This is a genomic window from Pedobacter sp. NEAU-ZC8, assembly GCF_059278965.1.
This window is the reverse complement of the sequence record NZ_JCAJXC010000002.1, coordinates 50,326-72,060: the sequence shown is the minus strand read 5'-3', so window position 1 is coordinate 72,060 and position 21,735 is coordinate 50,326. Positions and strand designations below refer to the sequence as shown.

Sequence of the window (21,735 nt, the reverse complement as noted above, 5' to 3'; positions counted from 1 at the left end):
TTAGAATATTATTTGCGGTGATGCAAGCGCATCGGCTATTTAGCCGCTTTTCAGCCTGGAACCGACGTTTAAGCTCACCAAAATTATTTTTGCTAAGGTAATCGTTTTTCCGCAGGGATAGAAAGTCTTCGGTAGTAGTACTTTATGTATAAAAATTCTTGTAGTTTCAAGAAATTTATTATTTTTGGTCAGAATGAAAACAATGCGTACCATAGCAAAGGGATTGAGCATGCTGTGCCTGTTAGGCGCAGTTGGCGTGATGCTGGTTTTGCAGCTATGCACTTCTAATACAGGGGTTTTCAATAATACTGCCAGCGGTAGTCTAAACAACCGTCCCGCAGGCCATAAAGCCACTGAAGCCAGCTTCTCGTGTAAGGAAAATGGCCCGGCTTCCAATGCTCCAGCGGATATGGGTGTTACCAGTATCTTGACCCCGATCATCTCCGAATACCTGTCAGGATTGTTGCCGCGATTGCTGCGCTAAGCATTCCCAAACATCAACACTTATATTCAAGACTAATATGGATCTGGGCTCACTGCGCTCCAGCCACCATCCACCAGGATCGTCTGCCCGGTGATCTGCGACGCGTCATCAGAAACCAGAAACATTGCCGTGCTGGCAACATCCTGCACCGTACCCGCACGCCCCGTCGGCGTAATTCTTGCCCATGTTTTTTCGTAATCCGGATCTTCCAGTGTGCGTTCAGTTGCAGTGGCACCGGGTGCAATGCAGTTCACGGTAATGCCAAACCGGGAAACTTCAATCACCAGGTTCCTGGCAAGCATCTCCAGCGCTGCTTTACTCATCCCATAGGCAGCCAGATTGCGGTGTGCCTGGTGCCCGGTTACCGAGGACATGAACAGCAGCCTGCCGCTAGAGGTTTGTGCCTTCATTTGCTTTGCCGCAGTCTGCGCCAAAAAGAACGTGCCGTTTAAATTCACCTGCATCACCCGCGAGAAAGCTTCCTGCGTATAGCTGAAAAAATCACCAAAAAGCGTAATGCCAGCATTCGCAATGGCGATGTCCAGTTTTCCGAAATTCCAAACTGCGGTATCAACCATCTGCTGAATGATGCTGAGGTCGCTGGAATCACCAGGCACCGCTATACAAACACCACCGGCATTGTTCAATTCCAGGACTGCCTGCGCGGCAAGTTCAGCATCAACGTCGTTCAAAATCACCCTGGCGCCCGCAGCACAAAGCTTTCTGCAGATCTCTAGTCCAATACCTTGTCCGGCACCGGTTACAATAGCAACTTTATCTTCAAAACTCATATTTGCATCTATCTTTTAAAGCATCATGGAGATGCCCTTGGTAAAATCAATGAGAGTCACGGGTAACCTGACTTCCGGATCCACCACGAAGGAAATCCAGATCGGCACCCAGGTGTGCACCCTGTACATGCTCCTGATAGAGCCTTACATAACCCCTCGCTGCTGTTGGTGCTACAGGAGGCAGCGCCTTCTTGCGTGCCGCGATTTCTTCATCGGAAACATGTAAATGCAGTTGCCTGCCTTTTACATCCAAAGTAATCTCGTCTCCGTCGCGTACAATGGCCAGTGTGCCGCCATCCGCCGCTTCAGGAGATACATGCAGCACCACGGTGCCAAAGCCGGTACCACTCATCCGCCCGTCAGAAATCCGTACCATGTCTGTCACGCCTTTCGCCAGCAACTTCGCCGGCAAACCCATATTGCCCACCTCAGGCATTCCGGGATAACCCTTCGGACCAACGTTTTTCAGCACCAGCAAACTCGTTTCGTCAACCTCCAGCAAGGGGTCATCGATGCGTGCATTATAGTCCTCGATATTTTCAAATACGACCGCCTTTCCAGTATGTTTCATCAGCTGTGCGGAGGCCGCAGAAGGCTTGATCACTGCACCCTGTTCGCATAAATTTCCTTTAAGTGCAACAATGCCCGACATGGTGCTGAAGGGCTTGTCGGTCGTTGTAATGATGTTTGGGTCATAACACTCAGCGCTGCCGAAATTCTCGGCGACCGTTCGCCCGTTTGCGGTCAGGCAACCGGTATGAAGATGGGGCAGCAATTTATTGATGATGGCCGGCAAGCCCCCGGCATAGTATAGATCCTCCATGAAGAAACTGCCGGATGGCTGCAGGTTCGCAATCAGGGGAATGTCTGCCGACAAGCGGTCAAGATCTTCCAGGCTGAGCTCCACGCCAATCCGGCCGGCTATAGCCAACAGGTGAATTACAAAGTTCGTCGACCCGCCGATGGCGGCGTTCACCTTAATGGCATTTTCAAAAGCTTCAGGGCTCAGGATGTCCGATAATTTACGGTCTGCCTTAACCATCCTGACGATCTCGGCACCGGAACGCTGTGCAATGATCTTCCGTGCCGTATCAGGCGCCGGAATAGCGGCGTTCCCGGGCAAGGAAATGCCCAAAGCTTCTACCATGCAGGCCATTGTCGATGCCGTACCCATCACGGCACAATGCCCATCGCTGCGGCACATGCCAGCTTCTGCCAGCGACAACTCCATATCGTCCATGTGCCCGGCACGTTGTGCTTCTGAAAATCGCCAGAGGTCTGAGGTGCCGATGCACTTGCCCCGGTGCCTGCCAGTAAGCATGGGCCCGCCCGAAACCACAATCGTTGGCAGGTCCACGCTACAGGCACCCATCACCAATGAAGGTGTGGTCTTATCGCAGCCGCAAAGCAGCACCACGCCATCCAGGGGATTGGCGCGGATCGCCTCTTCCACATCCATGGAGGCTAAATTGCGAAATAACATCGCCGTAGGTTTCATGAGTGTTTCCCCTAAAGAGAGTACTGGAAATTCTACCGGAAAGCCACCGGCCTCGTACACACCGCGTTTTACATGTTCCGCCAGTTCGCGGAAATGCGAGTTGCAAGGGGTAAGCTCCGACCAGGTATTACAGATGCCGATGATTGGCCGCCCGTCAAACTCATGCGGCGCAATGCCCTGTTTTCTCATCCAGGCACGGTAGATGAATCCATCCTTGCCTTTACGGCCAAACCATCCCTGACTTCTTAATTTCTGCTCGTCCATACCATTCAAATTTTTGCTAAAGTTCAGCGCATAAGTATGCGGCGTCTTCAGCCTTACGGAAACGTTTACATTGGTTATAGCTAAAAATAGTTCTAATAAAGCAAGAAAAGAAAACCCGACCGTAAAGAGATTGTGGCGAAACTGCTAGCGCAAATTATTTTATCTTGCAGCAGCTATATAAATCCTAATTCCTTCATGAAAAGAATCTTTACCGCTTTGCTGCTGTTTTCTGCAGCCGCTGTTCATGCACAGCAAACCAGCACCCTGACCGTAGAAAAGATCATGCGCGATCAGAAGTGGATCGGTGTTGCGCCTACTAACTATCGCTGGGCAGATGATAGTAAAACGCTGTATTTCGACTGGAACCCACAGCAGAAAGCCAAAGAACAACTCTTCCGCGTACAAGCCGGTAAAAACAAACCGGAGCTTTCTCCTGATTCCACTACCGAAAAGGCCATCGGACCTGTTTATACTTTTAACCAGAATGGCAGCCTCGGTGTAGCGGAGCAGGATGGCGACATCTACCTCTTACAGGTAAAAACAAAAAAACAGAGCCGTTTAACCAATACCATGGATCGTGAAAGTAACCCTGGCTTCCTGATCAATGGTGCCATCTACTTCCTCAAAGGCGGTAATTTCTTCAGCCTGGATCCAAACACACAAACCTTAACGCAGTTAACCAATTTCGTACCCGGCAATAAACCCGCAGGGAACAAGGCAGTACCTTCTCCACAGGAGAGCTGGCTGAAAAACCAGCAACTGCAAATATTCGATGTGCTCAAAGAAAACACCAGCACAGCGGGCAGAAGGCCCGGTCGTGCCACAAATAAACAGGCGCTGAAACCCATTTACCTCGAAAACAAAGCCATTACAGGATTAACCCTTAGCCCTGATGGCCGTTTCGTGACCTACCAACTCGTAACCCTCGCCAAAGGGAACACCAATACCATCATCCCTAATTTTGTAACCAAATCGGGATTCACTGAAGATATCAATGGCAGAACTAAAGTAGGAGAGATCCCTTCCAGTTACGAGTTCTTCATCTACGATAAACAACGTGATTCAGCTTACCAGGTTGCGGTTAGCAATATACAAGGCATCAAGGACCTCCCGGATTATCTGAAAGACTACCCTAAACAGCTCGAAGAGCGGAAGAAAAAGAACGAAGACCGGAAAGTTCGTTTTACACCGGTGATCTGGAACAGCAACGCCAGCGCAGGGGTGCTTACGGCAAAGGCGCTGGACAATAAGGACCTCTGGATCCTGAAGCTTGACCCTGCAAAAGGCAGCTTCAGCGTAGTAGACCGGCAGCGGGATGAAGCATGGATCGCAGGCCCGGGAATCAGCTCCTATGTTGCAAACATCGATTTTATCGACCAGAACAAGATTTATTACCAGAGTGAGGCCAGCGGATACTCGCACCTCTATGTGGCGGATGTCAATACCGGCAGTAAAAAGCAGCTTACCAGCGGCAAATGGGAGCTGCAGACCTTGAACCTTTCCAAGGATAAAAAGACCTTCTATTTCACCGGTAACATGGAACACCCAGCAATCACACATTTCTACAGTCTGCCGGTAACCGGTGGTAAACCGACCCAGATCACCAGCATGAAGGGTGGTAACCAGATCACCATGTCACCAGATGAGAAATGGATCGCCATCAATTATTCTTACATGGACAAGCCCTGGGAGCTCTACATCCAGCCGAATAAAGCAGGTGCGAAGGCGGTACAGATCACGGAGTCCAGATCTGAAGAATTTAAATCCTATGCCTGGAGGAAACCCGATCTGGTTGCCTTTAAGAACCGCCATGGCGATGATGTTTATGCCAGGATATATCCTGCAAAAAATGGAGGCCAAAACAGCCCAGCGGTAGTCTTTGTACATGGCGCAGGTTACTTGCAGAACGTACATTACTGGTGGAGCCAATATTCCAGGGAATATATGTTCCACAACTTGCTGGCAGATAACGGCTATACCGTTATCGACATTGATTACACTGGCAGTGCAGGTTACGGCAGAAATCACCGTACCGGAATTTACAGGCATATGGGGGGTAAGGACCTCACGGATCAGGTGGATGGCGTTAAGCTCTTAGTCGATAAATATGGCGTAGATCCAAAGCGGGTAGGTATCTATGGTGGTTCCTACGGTGGGTTCATCACCCTGATGGGGCTCTTCAACGAACCGGATGTTTTCAAAAGCGGTGCCGGTTTACGTTCGGTAACCGACTGGGCACACTACAATCAGGGCTATACGGCTAATATCTTGAATGAGCCTTTTAACGATGAAATTGCTTATCAGCGTAGTTCGCCGATCAATTTTGCAGCAGGATTGAAGGGTAATTTGTTGATGTGCCATGGTATGGTCGACGTCAATGTGCATTTCCAGGACATTGTGCGCCTGTCACAAAAGCTCATCGAATTGGGAAAAGATAATTGGGAACTCGCCGTGTACCCGGTTGAAGATCATGGATTTACCACGCCAAGCAGTTGGACCGATGAATACAAAAGAATCTTCAAACTGTTCGAAACTACTTTAAAAGAAAAATAGTTAAACGCTATTTTTTGCTTTTATGTTTATAGTTATTCTCTATAACCCTATAGAGAATAACAATCTACAACAAGCCATTTGGTGTTGCTAATCAGGGCGCAGAGACATACCTTTGCGCCATAAAAAAACCAATATAATTATGATCAACTTAGGTGAACAATTTCCTTCATTCTCTAAAATTGCCGTTGTAAGTCTAGAAAAAGGTAAAGAATTTGAAACCATTACTTCAGAATCTTTCATCAATGACAACAACGAGTGGACTTGCATGTTCTGGTGGCCAAAAGACTTTACTTTTGTTTGTCCTACAGAAATCGCTGAATTCAACGCTAACTACAGCGAATTCCGTGACCGCGATACCAAACTAATCGGTGCTTCAACTGACTCAGAAAACGTTCACTTGGCTTGGAGAAATAACCATGATGATCTTCGTGGCTTAAAATTCCCAATGCTTGCAGATACTTCTAAGTCTTTAGCTAAAGCATTAGACATCCTTGAGCCTGTTGAAGGAATTGCTTATCGTGCTACTTTTATCATTGACCCTCAAGGTATCATCCGTTGGGTAAGTGCTAACGACTTAAGCGTAGGTCGTAACGTTAAAGAAGTATTGAGAGTTCTTGATGCTTTACAAACTGACGAACTTTGTCCTTGTAACTGGGAAAAAGGTCAGGAAACCTTAACCGTTTAATTTAAAAACGAAAATATTATCCCTGTAAATGCTTTTTGCAGGGATTTTTTATACCCTAATATTTAAAAAATATGAGCGCAAACACAGAAGTTATCCAGGAAGTTCTAGCCATTGTAGGCTTAGATGCAGATTACAGAAATGAAAGCTTAAACTTGCTTGAAAAAGGCAATTCAAGATATGTACGTGACCTTAAATTAAACTTTACCAGCACCCTTACATCTTCTTATTTATCAGAAAAGGAATGTGCTTTAGTGGCTTTAAGCATCGCGGTAAACAACAACAATGCGGTTTTAACCAATTTCCTGGAGAAACACGCTTTAGAAAAAGGTGCTACGGCAGAAGAGATTGCTGAAGCAGCTGGCTGTGCCTCTTTGTTGGCTTTAAACAACGTATTCTACCGTTTCCGTCACTTCACCGGTAAAGAAAAATACACGCAGATCCCTGCACGTATCCGTATGCAACTGATGAGCAGCCCGGTAACCGGAAAAGAGTTTTTCGAGTTGATGAGTATCGCAGTTTCTGCCGTAAACGGTTGCGAAATGTGTGTGAATGCACATGAGAAGTCAATCCTTGCACTAGGCTCTTCAGAAGAGCGTGTTTTTGATGCGGTACGTATCGCATCGATCATCACTGCAACGGGTAAAGTGATCTACTAATCCTTCGATCAGCACCATGTAAATGGTTGATTATAAAAAAACGCAGCCCTGATCACCAGGGCAGCGTTTTTTTATGCTAAATAGGTATGCTAAGCCAGGTTTCTGCCGGCATTAACAATACCGTAAACGGTACGGATCGCAAGCTTCTCATAAGCTTGCTGCTCATCTTCGCCTGGCTGCTGCTGTAGCATGGCCATCGCGTAATGCTGGATCAACACCAAAGGCAGCACGATCTTTTCCCTCACCGCTATAGAGCGCTTCTCTACAGGATAATTCTCCATCAAGGACTGTTGGTCAGCCAGCTTCAATAACATCGCTTTAGAAAGCTCGTATTCTGCATGCAGCATCTTCCAGAAACCACCGAATTCCGGGTCCTCCGCGAAGTGTGCGGTGATGGAGAAATCTGTTTTACTCATAGACATCATGCAGTTTTCAATGATCGTCTTGAAATAGCCAGATTCCTGGTAGGTCTTGTGGACCTTATCCCAGTTGCCTTGTTCTTCCTGATTTTTCAATGCGGTACCGATGCCGTAAAAGCCAGGGATGTTTTGTTTCAGCTGGCTCCAGGAGGTCACGAAGCTGATGGCGCGCAGGTCTTCTAATTCCAGTTTCTTTCCGGAGTTTCGTTTTACCGGTCTGGAGCTGATGGTGATCTTCGACAATAAGGTTAATGGTGAAAACTTCTCCAGGTAGCTTAAGAACAGTGGATCCTGACGTAAGGACACATAAGCATTGTAGCTATCCCTGGCCATGGTATCCAGTACCTCTTTGTGCAGCGGATCCAGCAGGATGTTGTGCTTTTCCCGGATGCCCGCGGAAATACCTGCATTGATCAGCTGCTCAATGTTGAACTCCGCACTGGCAATGGAGCCATACTGCGAGCTGATGGTTTGTCCCTGTATCGTGAGCTGGATGTTTTTGTTTGCAATTTCCTTACCCATCGAGGCATAAAAGCGGTGTGTTTTACCCCCACCTCTTGCCGGTGGTCCACCCCGGCCATCAAAGAAGGCCAGTTGGATATTATGCCTGTTAGACACTTCTGTGAGTGCTACTTTGGCGTTAAAGATCGACCAGTTGGCCATCAGGTATCCACCATCTTTGGTGCTGTCTGAAAAGCCCAGCATGATGTCCTGTTTATTGCCCCGGCGTTCGAGGTGCCTTTTGTAGAATGGATGGGTATATAGCGTCTCCATAATTTCGCCGGCAACGGCAAGGTCATCCACGGTTTCAAACAGCGGCACAAAGTCCATGCTCAGGTCTTCTTCTGTCCAGCCGTTAAACAGGAACAGGTCGGTAAGCTGCAGGATATCACTTGCACGCTGACAGTTGCTGATGATGAAGCGGTGGCAGGCCAGTTCTCCATTGCTCTGCTGAATCTGTTTGATCTCTGCAATGGTACTGATCGTGTCAACCGTTAGCGGATCGGGCTCTGTGGTACGATCCAGACAGTAGGTATACGCTTTACGCAGCACCCGGCTGTCTTGACGGATATCCAACGAAGCGAAGTGGCAACCATAAAGGTTTACTTTACGGATCAGGTCATCAACCACATCTACAAACAACCCATCATGTGAAGTGATCAGGGTGTTGCGGATCTCCTCCAGCTGTGCGATCAGGTCTTCATTAAGGTTCTCGGATTCAATGTTGGAATCAAAGGCATTTTTATACAGTACATCCTGTATTCTGGCGATGGTATCTTCCACGCCACGGAAAGTAATGCGGCGCTTCAAGTTCCTGAAATCACGATAGTAACAGCGGAACAGGATTTGACGAAGCAATTTGGCTACCTGCAATGTCGAGTCTGCGTGTACGTTCGGATTGCCATCACGGTCACCGCCGGGCCAGAAGCCCAGTTCAATGACCTTCTTCGAAGGGATGTTGAACTCAGCAAGCGTTTCATCGATATCCTTCTGGATGTTCGCTGCGGCGAAGTAGAATACATTTTCCATGAACCAGGCCAGGCTCAAAGCCTCATCGACGGGACTTGGTGATTTCTTGTTGAAGAAAGGTGTTTTACCCAGTTGCTGCAACAGTTGATTGATGGTGGAAATATCATTCACCTTCAAAGCAGCGGTAAGGTCGGTGATGATAGACAACACACTACCTGGATAGAACTGCGTAGGGTGGGCGGTTAATACCAATCGTAAGGAAAACTCTTCGATTAAAGCCTCTACCTTGGTCTGCAGCAACCTATTGTCAATACCTTTCGACAAATAGGAGTGCAGTGAACTCTGATCATCCGGTGTATTCAGCTTGTTGAAGGATGCATCCTCCACCGCGTCAAATAACACGACCTGGCGTTCAATGTATTGGATAAAGCGGAACAGCAGGTCAATGCCGTCCTTGGTATCTTCGGTCTTGCTGAACTTTTCGAAAAAGCTGTTGATGATCTCGGTAGGGTTCTGGTGTTGCTTCACACCATCCTCGCAATGTTTAATAAACAGCGGCAATAACGTTCCGGTATCTTTTATCTTGTAAAAGGGAAGCGTAAGGAATAAGCTGTTATAAAGTTCAAATCTGGACACGACATCGTTCGAAAAAATTGCTTCTTTTTGTCCACTGATTTTTGGTTTATAGGTCATAGTTTTAGGTCATTAAGAGCCCTTAAGCTAAGGATTTTAAGGTAAAAACGCCTAAAATGCTTCAACAAAAATTTTGAAGAAATACTAAAAGTTATTATCTTGCTACCACAAGGTTATTAAATCTTACAACAAATAGTAGTAATGATGTCCGCAAGACCATCAGATTTATTGTGTTAATTGTTAATTTTTTGGGAAAAAAAGGCCGCTGTTTTCAGCGGCTTTTTTTTGTTCAAAATTTTCTGCCAGCGTCTTTTTATTGACCCAAAAACGTGCAGATAAACCCGGATGAGACATAACCTCGGCTTGCAGTTGACAAGGGGTTAACAAGGGGTTGACAAGGCCTTGACAAGGCTAAAGCCGAAGAACCACCTTGTCAACCCCTTGTCAATGTTTGGTTAAGGTCTCTCCAGTGCAAAGGCAAATAGGTGTTCTTTACTGTTTTCTACTTGTATAATGCAGGAATTTAAAGATCTTTGGGTATGAAAAAGATAGTACTACTGTTATTCCTCTTTATAACGGGTAGTTATGTACATGCGCAGCAAAAACCTGCGGTGAAAAAAGACTGGATAGAAACCAAGGATCAAAAACGGAAAGCTTATACGATTCCCCGGAAGAAACTCATCAGTACTGCGGTGAAAGATGATTACCTGATCGTGGTAGACAACCGGATCTTCGACAATGATATTGCAGCTTTCGCGAAAGTGCCAAAAGATTCGCTCCTGTTGGTGAATACGATCAGAGATTCTTTAAGCACATCAAACATCAAGACCATCCGCATTTATAAAAGGAAATAAAAAAAAGAGATAAGGTTACCTTATCTCTTTTTTCATTAACACCATTAACATGATTAGTGAACATCAACCGGGATGTTCGCATTCTTTTTAAATTTCTGCAGGTAGAGCAGTGGGATGGAGCAAAGCATGATCATACCTGCAATCCAGTAGGCATCGTTATAGGTAAGCAGTAAAGTCTGTTTCACGATGGTACCTTCCAAAGCTTTGGTAGCAAGCATTTTCGCATCCAGATACCCGTAACCTTTACCCATAAAGTTATGTATAAAGCCCTCAAAGCGTTCTGAAAATGCGGGGTTGTATTCGTTTACATTGGTCAGCAGGTTTGTTCTGTGGTAACCCTGACGTACGTGGATGAGCGTGGTTAATGCTGCGATTCCAAACGATCCGCCGAGTTGGCGACTCATGTTATTTAAACCTGATCCTTGTCCGATTTCTGCGCCTTTCAGATCCTGTATGGCTAACGTAGTCAGTGGTACGAACAATAGCGCCATACCGAAACCACGGATCACCAGCGGTAAAAAGAAATCGCCGGTTCCGGATTGAAGGGTTGATTTGCTCAGCATCATACAAAACAAGTAGAACAAGAACATCCCAATGGTAGCCATAAACTGCGCTGGTACACCTTTCTTCAGCATGATCCCGATGAAAGGCATCATCAGGATGGTACACAATCCACCAGGGAACAGCAATTCTCCGGTTTGTAATGGAGAGAAGCCCAGCAGGTTCTGGCAAAAGATCGGGAACACGAATACGGAACCGTATAATCCGAAGCCAAGGATGAAGGACGTAAACATACCCACTGAGAAACTCCGGTGACGCATGATCTTGAAGTTCACGATCGGGTGATCTGTCGTGGTTTCGCGCCAGATGAATAACAGAATACCCAGAATCGACATTACCGTTAGTACAATGATGTATCCGGTGGAGAACCAGTCCTCGCTTTCACCTTTCTCCAGTACGGTTTGCAAGCTGCCGACAGCGACCGCCAGTAAGATAATGCCCCACCAGTCAATCGGCATACCTTTACCTTCTTTAGGCGTGGATCGCACGAAGGTGTAGGTGAGGTATGCGGCGAGAATACCGACCGGAATGTTCACGTAGAAGATCCATGGCCAGGTGCTGATGTCCAGGATGTAACCACCAATGGTAGGGCCTACAGTAGGACCCACAACGGCACCCAACCCGAATAATGCGGTTGCGATACCGATGTCTTCCCTTGGCCAGGTTTCAATTAAGATGGCCTGGGCCGTCGAGATCAAACCACCACCTGCAACACCCTGCAGGATACGGAACAAGATTAGCTCATCCAGATTTGTCGCATTACCGCACAAAAAGGAGGTAATGGTAAACATGATAATGGAGAATAAAAAGTAATTTTTTCGTCCGAAGCGTGAACCGAGCCAGCCCGACATGGGCAGGATGATCACGTTCGCCACGGCATAACCGGTGGAAAGCCAGGCTACGTCTTCGAGCGTGGCACCCAGGTTACCCTGTATCTGTGGCAGTGCTACGTTTACGATGGTCGTATCAATCAGCTCCAATAAGGAGGCGGTGATCACCGTGAACGTAATAATCCACTTTTTAAAACCTTTTTCGGCCATTTTATTAATCTTTTATGGAAACAGAAGCTTGTACACTCATACCCGGACGTAATTTGTCCATGATTTCTTTCGAGGCTTTTGTAATCTTAATTTTTACCGGAACGCGTTGTACCACTTTCACGAAGTTACCGGTAGCATTATCCGGAGGTAACAGGGATCCTTTTGCACCTGTAATCGGCGAGAAGTTGTACACTTCACCGATCACTTCGTCGTTTGGATAAGCATCAACTTCCACACGCACTTTCATGCCTGGTTTGATGTCTTCCACCTGCGTTTCTTTGAAGTTGGCAGTAACATAGATGCTGCCTTCATTCACGATAGAGAACAAAGACTGACCGGCTTGTACCAGCTGACCTTTCTGAATGTTCTTGCGGGAGACAATACCTGTTGCAGGTGCCTTGATCTCTGTATAGGACAATTGCAACTTGGCGAAGTCTACATCTGCCTGGCGCTGATTAACGCTGGAGCTGCTTACAGCAAGTTGCGATTGCGTGGTGCCCACTTGTTTCACAACGGCATTATACTGGTCTGTAGCGGCCTGAAACGCTGCTTCTGCAGACTCCTTTTGTGCTTTAGCCTGATCAAATTGTTGTTGGGTGATTGAACCGTCTTTTACCAGATTTGCATAACGTTCGTAGTCTTTCTGCGCAAGGTTTAGTCTTACTCTCGCTTCAGTAATGTTGGCTTTTGCCGTGCTGGTATTGGCAGAAGAAGCTGCAATTTGTGCTTGTGACACGCCTACACCTGCAGATGCACCTTTTTGAGTAGCAAGGGCCTGCTCTAATTTTACTTTGTAGTCACGATCATCAAGTCTTACTAAAACTTGTCCTTCGATAACACGGGTGTTTTCTTCGAAAAGGATTTCGTTTACATAGCCGCCAACACGGGCCACTACCGGACTGATGTCGCCATCAATCTGTGCATCATCTGTATCTACGTGGGTACTGTAATATAAGTACTCCTTTACGCCAAAGATGGCGCCTATAAGGATCAATACCCCTAAGATGATAGGTACGATCTTGTTTTTCTTTTTTACTTCAGTTGTCATGTTAGTGGTTGTATGATTTATTGAGAAATTTTTCCTGTTGAGTTTAGTAAGGTATAGTAAGCCAGTCCTGCATCTGCTTTAGCGATTTCAAGGTTGATCTTACTTTGATATAATAAGGTTTCTGCATCAATACGGTCGATTGCGGAAGCCACATTGTTCCTGTATTTGGATTCCAGTAAGCGGTCGTTTTCAGAAGCCTGCTGAATAGAAGTTTCCAGCACTTTGATTCTGGCCAGTGCGAGTTGGTAATCCTGGTAGTTCTTGTTGATCTCCGTTTTCACCTGATCCAGTTGCAGGTCCTTGGTTAGGGTAACCTCTTTCTGCTGAATTCTGGCTTCGCTTACTTTATTCTTGTTGTTCCACAGTGCGCCGATGTTCCAGGAAACATTCGCGCCGACCGTCATTGGAACGATATATTGGTTGGCTGGTGGAATAAACTTGCCACTTGGATTTACATAGTACAGGTTCGCACCAACACCTACCGTAGGCAGCACATTCGCTTTCACATTTTTGATGTTGTTTTCGGCAACCTTGTTTTGCAGATCAAGGGAACGAAGTTCCTGCCGATTGGCAAGGCCCATTTCCAGGTAGGCATCCAGCTGCTGTGGCGTAGCCAGGCTCTCATCCGGATTGGCGATCTCCAGTTCTGTTTGCTCTGGCAAACCCAGGAGTACATCCAGGTTATAGTTGATCACCTTGCGGTTGTTTTCCGCTTCCATTTGCGAAAGGGTCACGTTTGCTTGTTGCAGCTGGAACCTTAACACGTCATTCTTGGTTACAATACCTTGTTCAAAAAAGCGCTGCGCTTGTTTCAGCTGGCTGGCAATCGCCTCCAGGTTTTGCGCAATGACTTTCTTGCTCTGCGTGATCTTGTGCAAAGCATAATAAGTGTTGATCACTGCATAACTTACATTTTTAGCGCTTTTATCGGCATCCAGTTTAGCCACTTCCGTAAGCAGACGGATAGATTCTTCAGCAAGTCTGAATTTGCCACCGCCGTAAACCAACTCTTGCACAGCTGCCGTACCAATAAAGGCATCAGAGCGTTTTGGCAAACGCAGCGGGTCGGCACCGCCAAAGTCGAAGGTGCTGGTTGGAATTTCTGCGTGGTTATAGGTAAACGAGGCACTTGCCGTAGGCAGTTTCTCGTCTTTGACGGTTTTGAGCTGCGCTACGGCGCGGTCGATCCGGTTTTGGGACAGCTTCAGGTTCTTGCTGTTCTCCAGTCCCAGTTGTACCGCCTCAGGCAAGCTTAGTTTACGCACGTTCTGTGCGTACAACATTCCGGGCAGCAGCAAAGCCAGGATGCTTAGTTTTAAGGTGTTCTGTATCATTGTTGGGGTGTTAAATACGTGGTAATTAAATCTTTCAGGTAGGCAATCAGTCGTTCGGTCAAAATCTCACGGTCTGCAGGGATTTTGATATCCAGTTTAGAGCCCGCGGTAATCTTTGATGGTGCCGTAGCCACATTGGTGATCGTTCCCATGATGGTTGCGATAAGCATCCGCACATCTACCGGACGAAACTGCTTCTTGGCGATACCTTCATTGATGATGCGCTCAATAGCCATCAGGTTTTTGCTCATGGCCTCCTTAAGCTTGTCGTACATTTCCGGCCGCTGTGTTAAGGATAGCTCCCGGTGCATCATTTTATGAAAGGATATATTTCCGAGAATTCTGCGGGCATACTGATCAACAACCATGGTCAGCTTTTCCAGCTGACTTAAATCCTCAGCCTCAATGCTACTCAGCGCCAGGCTGAAGCCATTTATCCGGTTAGACATGATCTCCATGAACACACCTTCTTTGGAGCCAAAGTAGTAGTTGATCATGGACATATTCGCCCCGGCTTCATTTGCGATCTGCCGGGTGGATGTCCCTTCATAGCCCTGAGAGGCAAACAACTTTTCAGCAGCATTAAGGATACTGGTTCGTTTATCTGTTTTTTCCATTTCTTTATTGCGCGGCAAAATTAATCAATCGTTTGATTGATTGAAAGAGATTTAAAGAAAAAGCGCACAGATTACCGGAGTTTGACAGTTGCGTTTGGTTGCTGGCATGATACGGTAGAAAAACGAGTGTATGGAAACCGAAAGGGAATGAGTTTGTTAAGGAAAGTAAATACTTTTTAAAATAATTCGATACCTTTGAAGCATTAGCATTTATGAATATGAATACAGAAGAAAGCACACAGAATTTTGATTGGGTTTATTATGTATTAGGGATCATTGCCGGAATCCTTATTGCAGCAGCCGCTACAGGAAGTTTCTTATCGTCAATTTTAGGCGGTATTATTGGTTTGATTATTTCGTCTTTATTCTTGAATAAGATCGTTAAAGGCCGCACCTACTAACTAGTATTTTAGCTAACCAAATATTATGAGAAAATTAAGTTTAATGCTTGTATTTGCATTGTTTGCAATTACGGCTACTGCACAGGAACTGAAGTTCCCGGGATTGGATCCAAGTCCGGTTGATCTGGCTTATTTCCCTGCAAGGGCTACACAGATGGCGAAAAAAGGTGCTGAATCTGCTGCGCTGATCAAAGTTACCTATGCCCGTCCTGCGAAAAAAGGACGCGAGATCTTTGGTGCTTTGGAGAAATTCGGAGCGGTTTACCGTTTAGGTGCCAATGAGAGTACAGAGATTAAATTTTATAAACCCGTAGTAGTTGGTGGCAAAACCATCCCTGCAGGAAGTTACAGCTTGTTCGCAATCCCGAATAAAGACAACTGGACGATCATTATCAATAAGGATACCGACAGATGGGGTGCTTATTCGTATGATGAAAGCAAAGATGTTGCAAGGGTAGAAGCTCCGGTTAAGCCGTTGACGGAAACTGTAGAAAATCTTGCTATGGTATTTACTGGTACAGGAAACGATGCGGTGTTAAACATCGGCTGGGATAACACCAGTGTAGCATTGCCGATTCAGGTACAATAAAAAGAGCATAAAACGGTCCACAGCAGGACTGTATCAGATACAAAGCCGCTTAATCTTCATTAAGCGGCTTTTCTATTTTCTAGTGTGCTGGTTTGTGCATCTTCCTTCTGATCAGGCGATCCATGTACAACAGCAGTAATGCCAGGTCGAACATCAGGAAGATCTTCATGTACAATGGGCTGAGCATCTGGCTCAGATCCATTTTGAAGCTAAAGCTTGGCATTGTAAATTCGGTTCCACCAGGTGTGCTATTTGCCAATGCATAAACGAAAATGGCGGCAATGGACAGAATAAAGAATGCGGCGATGCTATAGATGATCTTGTTGTTGACTTTGGTCGTTAGCTTTTTTGGCGCAATCTCCAGGGCTACCGCTTCCATAACATTCCTGCTGAAAGACATGGAAGGTTCTTCCAGATCGTCTGCTGCCATCAGTGTATTCAGCTTCATCAGTTCCTGATAGCTGGAGGCATAACGCTCGTCGGTCGCGATCTTTGCCGCTATGCGCTCGCTTTCTGCGGCATCGCAGCTACCGTCTATATAGTCCCAGATTTCTTCGTCTATGGTTTTCATAACAATTCTTTAACTTCATCTTTTAACAAAAACTGCAGCTTTTCTTTGAGCCTGGTTCTGGCCCGGTGCAGTTTAACTTTCACCGTGTTGGGTTCCATTTTTAGTGCCTGCCCAATTTCTTCCAGGCTTTGTTCCCCTTTGTAAAAGAGCGTAATAATTGCGGCATCATCGGGCAGCAGCTGCTCAATGGCCTGATTCAGGTATACATATCCGGAGCGTTGTTCTATGCCATTTGCCTGGTAGGCCGAAATATGGTTCTCCAATTGTATGCCACTTTCTTCATCATTGATGGAGTCGGTGAGCAGTCTTTTTTTGCGCAGGAAGGTCATGGCTGTAGTATAGGTGATGGTAAACAGCCAGGTGCTGAACTTGGAGCTTTGCTTGAAGGTTCCCAAGGCGCGGTAGGCCTTAACAAAGGTGTCCTGCGCAATCTCTTCTGCATCTTCCCGGTTTTTAGCATAGCGCATGGCCAAAGTAAATACATAACGCTGGTGGCGCTTCACCAACTCTGCATAGGCGGAAGTATTGCCCTCCAGAATGGCTGTAATTAAATCGTTGTCGCTAAGCTTTTGCTGCATAATTACCCATAAGACGCAACTTGTCTTGCTGAGGTTACACTAAATTACCAATAGTTTGTTGGAAAAAAAAAGGATAGCTATGGGCTATCCTCGTGATTATTGAACGCGTGTTTTATTCCGGATGTTTATCGATCCAGCTTTTCTCGATGGCATAGGATATAATTAATCCGATTCCACCGAAGATGCCTAGAAATCCGAAGTATATCGCTACAGATTCTTCTTCTGTAAGGTTATTTAGCTTGGCAACAAATAGGGCCGCAATTAAGCCAATGCCGAGCCCGACCAGCAACAATCCGAACTTTAGGCTAAGGAAGGGTCTTGGTGCTGCAACACTCTTGCTCATGCCTGGGTCCATGCCACGTTCGATCATGGCCATCTTTTCTTTGTTCGATAAATATCTGATGCCAAACACCATTGCGAATGCACCAAGAAACATTGTGATAGGAATTAGTTCTTCCATGATATTGTGTGTTAAAAAAGGTTAAAGTAAATGAACTCTTAACAGCTGTTCTGTATACTAAGACCACATGAATTTTTAACAGGTTACAGGTAAAATAAAAAAAACTAAACAGCGGGTGTTTCCAGGTAACGTTCCTTGATGATGCGGGTGTGATGGATGATGTGTCCGGCCAATACAAACAGCATTGCACGGACCGTGATGTCCCGGTTGGAAGCATTGCCCATCTGATCCAGCTCTTGCTCCTGAAGCGATTTGAACAGGAACATATTGGCGCGCCTTAACAAAGAGAATTCTTCTGAAAAACTAAGCAGACTGCGGTCGCTGAAGTGCGCATTGGCAACATAATCATCTTCTTCAAAGCCTGGCAGTGGCGTTTTTTCACCACGAGCGAAACAGGTCAGGCGATAGGTAAGAATCCGTTCCGTATCGATCATATGGCCGATCAACTGTTTGATGGTCCATTTTCCGGGCGCATAAGCGTAGTCCGCCTTTTCTACCAGGTTATTGATGAAATCAGCAAACTCCGTAGCTTGACTTTCCAGGATCTGCAGCACGTCGTCCTCTACAAGTTTGATATAGGTTTCCGCCCATGCGGGGTATTCACTAGGTTGTGGTCGGTTCATAAGTTATACTGCTTTTTAATACAATTCTGAAGGTGGTGCCTTTCCCGAGTTCAGACTCTTTTACGAAGATCTGTCCGCTATGGTAATTCTGAATAATACGTTTTGTTAAAGATAGACCAAGGCCCCAGCCACGCTTACGGGTGGTATATCCCGGCTGGAATACCGCTTCAAACTTGGAACGCGGAATACCTTTACCCGTGTCGGTTACATCAATAAAAACCTCTTCTTTGGCCAGATGCTCAATGATGTTTACCGTGATGGTGCCTTCATTGCTGATCGCGTTGGCGGCATTTTTAAGCAGGTTTTCGATCACCCAATCGAACAGCGGTACATTGAGCAGGGCACGAACCTGGTCATCACCAGTGATTTTAAAGGTGATCTTATCGGAGGTCCGTAATTTGAAGTAATCCACAAAGTTGCTGATCACCACATATACCACGTGATCTTCCAGAATGGGTTTGGACCCGATCTTTGAGAACCTGTCGGTAATCACTTCAAGCCGTTTGATATCGTTCTCCATCTCTTCAATAAGCGGATCATTTTCGGCGTTAAAACGGGCTTTCATCAATTCGACCCAGGCCATGAGAGAGGATATCGGCGTGCCAAGCTGGTGTGCCGTTTCCTTGGCCATACCCACCCAAACCTGGTCCTGTTCTGCTTTTCGGGCAGAGCTGAAGGCCACATAGGCGGTGATTAAAAACAGGGCAATTACACCCAGTTGTATGTAAGGGAAGTAACGCAATTGGGTAAGGATGAAAGAGTCTTTGTAATAAACCAACATTTTCTCGCCCATGTAGTTGATGGGTAATGGCGCATGCTGTTCTTTCATGCGCCTCAACTCACGCTGGAAATAGGCCGGGTCGTAAGTGGCATCCGACTCTGCGTTCATGTAATTGGTCTTGGTACTATCGAGCCGCAGATAGGTCATGATCTTTGTGCCCGTCGTATCGGTGAGGATCACCGGTACTTTACTACTCTGAATAATCATATTGAGTACATCCGCATAGCGGACATCGTCGAAGATTTCGGAAGACTTTTCCGTTCCTTTAACCCAGAGTTCAAATTGGATCTTCTCTTCCCGCTCCATCTTTTTGACGAAGAAGTCGGAATAGAATACAGATGCCGTTCCAATAACGATGGCAAAAACAAGGAGAAAGATCTTCCAGCGGCGTTTCTTTTCGTAAGGATTCATAGGATAGAAACGCAAATTACAAATTATATATCTTTGCAACACAGTTATGGAAAAGAAAGTAAGAGTAAGATTTGCTCCAAGTCCAACCGGAGGACTTCATTTAGGTGGTGTACGTACCGCCCTGTTTAACTATTTGTTTGCCAGGCAACATCAAGGAACCTTCATTTTAAGGGTCGAGGATACGGATCAAACACGCTTTGTACCCGGTGCTGAGGCATATATTGCTTCTTGTTTGGAGTGGTGCGGAATAAAACCGGATGAAAGTCCTGATTTGGGAGGCCCTTTTGCGCCTTACCGCCAAAGTGAACGCAAAGCAAGCTACAGGCAATATGCCGAGCGGCTTGTTGCAAGCGGCCATGCTTACTATGCCTTTGATACGCCTGAAGAGCTTGACGCTAAGCGCAAAGCGGCTCCAAACTTCCTCTACGGCCAGGCCACAAGAATGGAGATGCGTAATTCCCTGACTTTGGATGCGGCAGAGGTACAAGCGCTATTGGATGCAAATACGCCGCACGTAGTGCGGATTAAGATACCAGAAAATGAAACGGTTTCTTTCCATGACCTGATCAGGGGCCATGTAAGTTTCGATACGAACCTGGTTGATGATAAAGTACTATTAAAAGCGGACGGCATGCCAACCTATCACCTGGCGGTTGTTGCAGACGATCGTGCCATGGAGATCTCACATGTTTTCAGGGGTGAAGAATGGTTGCCTTCAGCACCGATCCATATCCTGCTTTGGCGCTACCTGGGTTGGGAAGATGAGATGCCGGCATGGGTGCATTTACCATTGATCCTTAAACCAGATGGCAATGGAAAACTAAGTAAACGTGATGGCGACAGGCTCGGCTTCCCGGTGTATGCACAAAACTGGACGGATCCTAAAACCGGTGATCTTACCAAAGGTTTCCGCGAGCTGGGCTTTATGCCGGAAGCATTCGTGAACCTGCTAGCCATGCTTGGCTGGAACGATGGCACGGATCAGGAGATCTTTAGCCTGGACGAACTGGTGGAAAAATTCTCCCTGGAGCGTATTTCGAAAGCAGGAGCAAAGTTCGACTACGAAAAAGCCAAGTGGTATAACCATGAGTGGATCAAGAAGACACCAGCTGCAACACTCGCACCGGCAGTAAAAACTGCTATGACTGCTGCAGGGATTGAAATTGCTGATAACGAAAATTTATTCACTGTTATTGAGCTTGTTAAAGACAGATGCAACATAATCTCTGATTTTGTCACACAAAGTGCCTACTTCTTTGTTCCTCCTAAGGAATATGACGTCGCATCGGTAAAGCCGAAGTGGAACGAGCAGAAAACAGCATTCTTTGAAGCTTATGCGGCCAGCCCGATGGAAGGCACTGCACAAGCGCTTGAAGCGGAGTTTAAGGCACTTGCAACAGTACACCAGTTAAAGCCAGGTGAACTGATGTTGCCCTTCCGTGTGATGCTGGTAGGCGGCAAGTTTGGTCCGGGTGTATTCGACATTGCTATTCTATTGGGTAAAACTGAGGTAAAGAACAGAATAAAAGCTGCGCTAGCGGCGTTCATTTAAAAGACAACTATGCAATGGTTCGGTAAAGGAAGCGGAAATGTAGATGATAGGCGTGGTATGAGCGGAGGTGCCATCGGCGGCATCGGCGGTATCGTGCTTGTTGTACTCGGACTGTTGTTTGGTCAGGATTTTAGCGGAATCGTAAGCCAGTTGCCAATTGGCAATCAGGCAGCCGTTGAAGGTCGCAAAGGTGTGCCGGAAGATGCTGCAGGGCGCTGGGCATCCAATGTACTGGCATCTACAGAAATGGTCTGGACGGCAAAATTTGAAGAAATGGGCCGTCAATATGAACCACCGATCCTGACCTTGTTTGAAAATGGTGTTTCTACCAGCTGCGGAAATGCCAGTTCTGCTGTAGGGCCGTTTTACTGTCCTGCAGACCGGCATGTGTATCTGGATCTGAGTTTTTATAACGAGCTGAACAACCGATTTGGTGCTTCGGGTGACTTTGCAAACGCCTACGTGATTGCACATGAGGTGGGGCACCACATACAAACCTTGTTGGGTATTTCCCAAAAGATGGATCGTTACCGCTCGCAGCTTTCGGAAGTAGAATACAACAAGCTCTCGGTAAAGCTGGAGCTTCAGGCAGACTTCTTCGCCGGTGTTTGGGCACATGACGCCCAAAAGCTTGGTCCGGATCTGTTCAAGCTCGAAGAAGGTGACATCGAAGAAGCATTGAATGCCGCAAACGCCATTGGCGATGATAAGTTGCAGCGGCAGGCACAGGGTGATGTGAAGCCGGATACCTTTACCCACGGGACTTCTGCACAGCGCATGGCCTGGTTTAAGAAGGGATTTGACACCGGCGATATGAGCCAGGGCGACACCTTTAATTCTGATGTTTTATAGGTGTAAATAA

Annotated in this window: 21 protein-coding genes; 9 read left to right on the top strand and 12 right to left on the bottom strand. The window is 46.5% G+C overall.

Going from position 1 to position 21,735, the window contains the following annotated elements; genetic code table 11:
- Positions 1–193: 193 nt before the first annotated feature.
- Positions 194–484: a hypothetical protein gene (locus AC5WJX_RS02050; RefSeq protein WP_494483148.1), complete on the top strand. Its 291-nt coding sequence runs from the start codon at positions 194–196 to the stop codon at positions 482–484.
- Positions 485–516: 32 nt separating this feature from the next.
- Here the strand turns inward: AC5WJX_RS02050 and AC5WJX_RS02045 are convergent, their stop codons facing one another.
- Together AC5WJX_RS02045 and AC5WJX_RS02040 are read right to left on the bottom strand one after the other, a co-directional pair.
- Entirely contained in the window at positions 517–1,275 is a 759-nt protein-coding gene (locus AC5WJX_RS02045) for an SDR family NAD(P)-dependent oxidoreductase (protein ID WP_494483147.1), read from the bottom strand.
- Positions 1,276–1,321: 46 nt separating this feature from the next.
- A complete protein-coding gene (locus AC5WJX_RS02040) occupies positions 1,322–3,037 on the bottom strand; it encodes an IlvD/Edd family dehydratase (RefSeq protein WP_494483146.1) in 1,716 nt (571 codons plus the stop codon).
- Between the two features lie 195 nt (positions 3,038–3,232).
- On the opposite strand from AC5WJX_RS02040, the gene AC5WJX_RS02035 reads away from it, so the two are divergent.
- From AC5WJX_RS02035 to AC5WJX_RS02025, 3 genes are all read left to right on the top strand, one after another.
- Positions 3,233–5,590, top strand: coding sequence for a S9 family peptidase (locus tag AC5WJX_RS02035; RefSeq protein WP_494483145.1), 2,358 nt, complete (start codon positions 3,233–3,235; stop codon positions 5,588–5,590).
- A gap of 139 nt (positions 5,591–5,729) precedes the next feature.
- A complete protein-coding gene (locus AC5WJX_RS02030) occupies positions 5,730–6,275 on the top strand; it encodes a peroxiredoxin (protein ID WP_440428791.1) in 546 nt (181 codons plus the stop codon).
- 71 nt (positions 6,276–6,346) lie between these two features.
- Complete coding sequence (locus AC5WJX_RS02025; protein ID WP_494483144.1) at positions 6,347–6,931, top strand: carboxymuconolactone decarboxylase family protein; 585 nt, start codon at positions 6,347–6,349, stop codon at positions 6,929–6,931.
- Between the two features lie 89 nt (positions 6,932–7,020).
- On the opposite strand, the gene AC5WJX_RS02020 is transcribed toward AC5WJX_RS02025, so the two are convergent.
- Positions 7,021–9,513, bottom strand: a complete 2,493-nt coding sequence (locus AC5WJX_RS02020) for a phosphoenolpyruvate carboxylase (RefSeq protein WP_494483143.1) — start codon at positions 9,511–9,513, stop codon at positions 7,021–7,023.
- Positions 9,514–9,992: 479 nt separating this feature from the next.
- Between AC5WJX_RS02020 and AC5WJX_RS02015 the strand changes: the two genes are divergently transcribed.
- On the top strand, positions 9,993–10,307 hold the full coding sequence (locus AC5WJX_RS02015) for a hypothetical protein (protein ID WP_494483142.1): 315 nt from the start codon (positions 9,993–9,995) through the stop codon (positions 10,305–10,307).
- A gap of 53 nt (positions 10,308–10,360) precedes the next feature.
- Here the strand turns inward: AC5WJX_RS02015 and AC5WJX_RS02010 are convergent, their stop codons facing one another.
- The 4 genes from AC5WJX_RS02010 to AC5WJX_RS01995 are packed head-to-tail and all read right to left on the bottom strand — an operon-like array spanning position 10,361 to position 14,907.
- Entirely contained in the window at positions 10,361–11,908 is a 1,548-nt protein-coding gene (locus AC5WJX_RS02010) for a DHA2 family efflux MFS transporter permease subunit (protein ID WP_494483141.1), read from the bottom strand.
- A gap of 4 nt (positions 11,909–11,912) precedes the next feature.
- Complete coding sequence (locus AC5WJX_RS02005) at positions 11,913–12,956, bottom strand: HlyD family secretion protein (RefSeq protein ID WP_494483140.1); 1,044 nt, start codon at positions 12,954–12,956, stop codon at positions 11,913–11,915.
- A gap of 17 nt (positions 12,957–12,973) precedes the next feature.
- Positions 12,974–14,290 (bottom strand): TolC family protein, encoded by a 1,317-nt coding sequence (locus tag AC5WJX_RS02000; protein ID WP_494483139.1) that lies wholly within the window; start codon positions 14,288–14,290, stop codon positions 12,974–12,976.
- On the bottom strand, positions 14,287–14,907 hold the full coding sequence (locus AC5WJX_RS01995) for a TetR/AcrR family transcriptional regulator (RefSeq protein ID WP_494483138.1): 621 nt from the start codon (positions 14,905–14,907) through the stop codon (positions 14,287–14,289). Before AC5WJX_RS01995 ends, AC5WJX_RS02000 begins: the two co-directional genes overlap by 4 nt.
- Before the next feature lie 218 nt (positions 14,908–15,125).
- On the opposite strand from AC5WJX_RS01995, the gene AC5WJX_RS01990 reads away from it, so the two are divergent.
- Positions 15,126–15,308, top strand: a complete 183-nt coding sequence (locus tag AC5WJX_RS01990; RefSeq protein WP_440428800.1) for a hypothetical protein — start codon at positions 15,126–15,128, stop codon at positions 15,306–15,308.
- A gap of 25 nt (positions 15,309–15,333) precedes the next feature.
- Positions 15,334–15,897, top strand: coding sequence for a DUF2911 domain-containing protein (locus tag AC5WJX_RS01985; protein WP_440428801.1), 564 nt, complete (start codon positions 15,334–15,336; stop codon positions 15,895–15,897).
- Between the two features lie 79 nt (positions 15,898–15,976).
- On the opposite strand, the gene AC5WJX_RS01980 is transcribed toward AC5WJX_RS01985, so the two are convergent.
- The 5 genes from AC5WJX_RS01980 to AC5WJX_RS01960 form a co-directional block, all read right to left on the bottom strand.
- Positions 15,977–16,468 carry an anti-sigma factor family protein gene (locus AC5WJX_RS01980; RefSeq protein WP_440428802.1) on the bottom strand — a complete coding sequence of 164 codons (492 nt, stop codon included), beginning with the start codon at positions 16,466–16,468 and terminating at the stop codon, positions 15,977–15,979.
- A complete protein-coding gene (locus tag AC5WJX_RS01975) occupies positions 16,465–17,046 on the bottom strand; it encodes an RNA polymerase sigma factor (protein WP_440428803.1) in 582 nt (193 codons plus the stop codon). The genes AC5WJX_RS01980 and AC5WJX_RS01975 overlap by 4 nt, the downstream gene beginning before the upstream one ends.
- 112 nt (positions 17,047–17,158) lie before the next feature.
- On the bottom strand, positions 17,159–17,506 hold the full coding sequence (locus tag AC5WJX_RS01970; RefSeq protein WP_494483137.1) for a DUF6249 domain-containing protein: 348 nt from the start codon (positions 17,504–17,506) through the stop codon (positions 17,159–17,161).
- A 104-nt stretch (positions 17,507–17,610) separates the two neighbouring features.
- Positions 17,611–18,129, bottom strand: a complete 519-nt coding sequence (locus tag AC5WJX_RS01965; protein ID WP_494483136.1) for a DinB family protein — start codon at positions 18,127–18,129, stop codon at positions 17,611–17,613.
- Complete coding sequence (locus AC5WJX_RS01960; protein WP_440428807.1) at positions 18,110–19,321, bottom strand: sensor histidine kinase; 1,212 nt, start codon at positions 19,319–19,321, stop codon at positions 18,110–18,112. Before AC5WJX_RS01960 ends, AC5WJX_RS01965 begins: the two co-directional genes overlap by 20 nt.
- Before the next feature lie 46 nt (positions 19,322–19,367).
- Between AC5WJX_RS01960 and gltX the strand changes: the two genes are divergently transcribed.
- Positions 19,368–20,873, top strand: coding sequence for a glutamate--tRNA ligase (gene gltX / locus AC5WJX_RS01955; protein ID WP_494483135.1), 1,506 nt, complete (start codon positions 19,368–19,370; stop codon positions 20,871–20,873).
- A 9-nt stretch (positions 20,874–20,882) separates the two neighbouring features.
- Positions 20,883–21,725, top strand: coding sequence for a KPN_02809 family neutral zinc metallopeptidase (ypfJ, locus tag AC5WJX_RS01950; protein WP_494483134.1), 843 nt, complete (start codon positions 20,883–20,885; stop codon positions 21,723–21,725).
- Positions 21,726–21,735 lie beyond the last annotated feature (10 nt).

Bases quoted from the DNA above. Each gene is read 5' to 3' on its own strand.
- AC5WJX_RS02050 (WP_494483148.1), top strand. From the start codon at position 194: ATGAAAACAATGCGTACCATAGCAAAGGGATTGAGCATGCTGTGCCTG.
- AC5WJX_RS01990 (WP_440428800.1), top strand. From the start codon at position 15,126: ATGAATACAGAAGAAAGCACACAGAATTTTGATTGGGTTTATTATGTA.
- AC5WJX_RS02000 (WP_494483139.1), bottom strand. From the start codon at position 14,290: ATGATACAGAACACCTTAAAACTAAGCATCCTGGCTTTGCTGCTGCCC.
- ypfJ (WP_494483134.1), top strand. From the start codon at position 20,883: ATGCAATGGTTCGGTAAAGGAAGCGGAAATGTAGATGATAGGCGTGGT.
- AC5WJX_RS02025 (WP_494483144.1), top strand. From the start codon at position 6,347: ATGAGCGCAAACACAGAAGTTATCCAGGAAGTTCTAGCCATTGTAGGC.
- AC5WJX_RS01975 (WP_440428803.1), bottom strand. From the start codon at position 17,046: ATGCAGCAAAAGCTTAGCGACAACGATTTAATTACAGCCATTCTGGAG.
- AC5WJX_RS02015 (WP_494483142.1), top strand. From the start codon at position 9,993: ATGAAAAAGATAGTACTACTGTTATTCCTCTTTATAACGGGTAGTTAT.
- AC5WJX_RS02020 (WP_494483143.1), bottom strand. From the start codon at position 9,513: ATGACCTATAAACCAAAAATCAGTGGACAAAAAGAAGCAATTTTTTCG.
- AC5WJX_RS02010 (WP_494483141.1), bottom strand. From the start codon at position 11,908: ATGGCCGAAAAAGGTTTTAAAAAGTGGATTATTACGTTCACGGTGATC.
- AC5WJX_RS01965 (WP_494483136.1), bottom strand. From the start codon at position 18,129: ATGAACCGACCACAACCTAGTGAATACCCCGCATGGGCGGAAACCTAT.
- AC5WJX_RS01960 (WP_440428807.1), bottom strand. From the start codon at position 19,321: ATGAATCCTTACGAAAAGAAACGCCGCTGGAAGATCTTTCTCCTTGTT.
- AC5WJX_RS01980 (WP_440428802.1), bottom strand. From the start codon at position 16,468: ATGAAAACCATAGACGAAGAAATCTGGGACTATATAGACGGTAGCTGC.
- AC5WJX_RS02030 (WP_440428791.1), top strand. From the start codon at position 5,730: ATGATCAACTTAGGTGAACAATTTCCTTCATTCTCTAAAATTGCCGTT.
- AC5WJX_RS01995 (WP_494483138.1), bottom strand. From the start codon at position 14,907: ATGGAAAAAACAGATAAACGAACCAGTATCCTTAATGCTGCTGAAAAG.
- AC5WJX_RS02040 (WP_494483146.1), bottom strand. From the start codon at position 3,037: ATGGACGAGCAGAAATTAAGAAGTCAGGGATGGTTTGGCCGTAAAGGC.
- AC5WJX_RS02005 (WP_494483140.1), bottom strand. From the start codon at position 12,956: ATGACAACTGAAGTAAAAAAGAAAAACAAGATCGTACCTATCATCTTA.
- AC5WJX_RS01985 (WP_440428801.1), top strand. From the start codon at position 15,334: ATGAGAAAATTAAGTTTAATGCTTGTATTTGCATTGTTTGCAATTACG.
- AC5WJX_RS02035 (WP_494483145.1), top strand. From the start codon at position 3,233: ATGAAAAGAATCTTTACCGCTTTGCTGCTGTTTTCTGCAGCCGCTGTT.
- AC5WJX_RS01970 (WP_494483137.1), bottom strand. From the start codon at position 17,506: ATGGAAGAACTAATTCCTATCACAATGTTTCTTGGTGCATTCGCAATG.
- AC5WJX_RS02045 (WP_494483147.1), bottom strand. From the start codon at position 1,275: ATGAGTTTTGAAGATAAAGTTGCTATTGTAACCGGTGCCGGACAAGGT.
- gltX (WP_494483135.1), top strand. From the start codon at position 19,368: ATGGAAAAGAAAGTAAGAGTAAGATTTGCTCCAAGTCCAACCGGAGGA.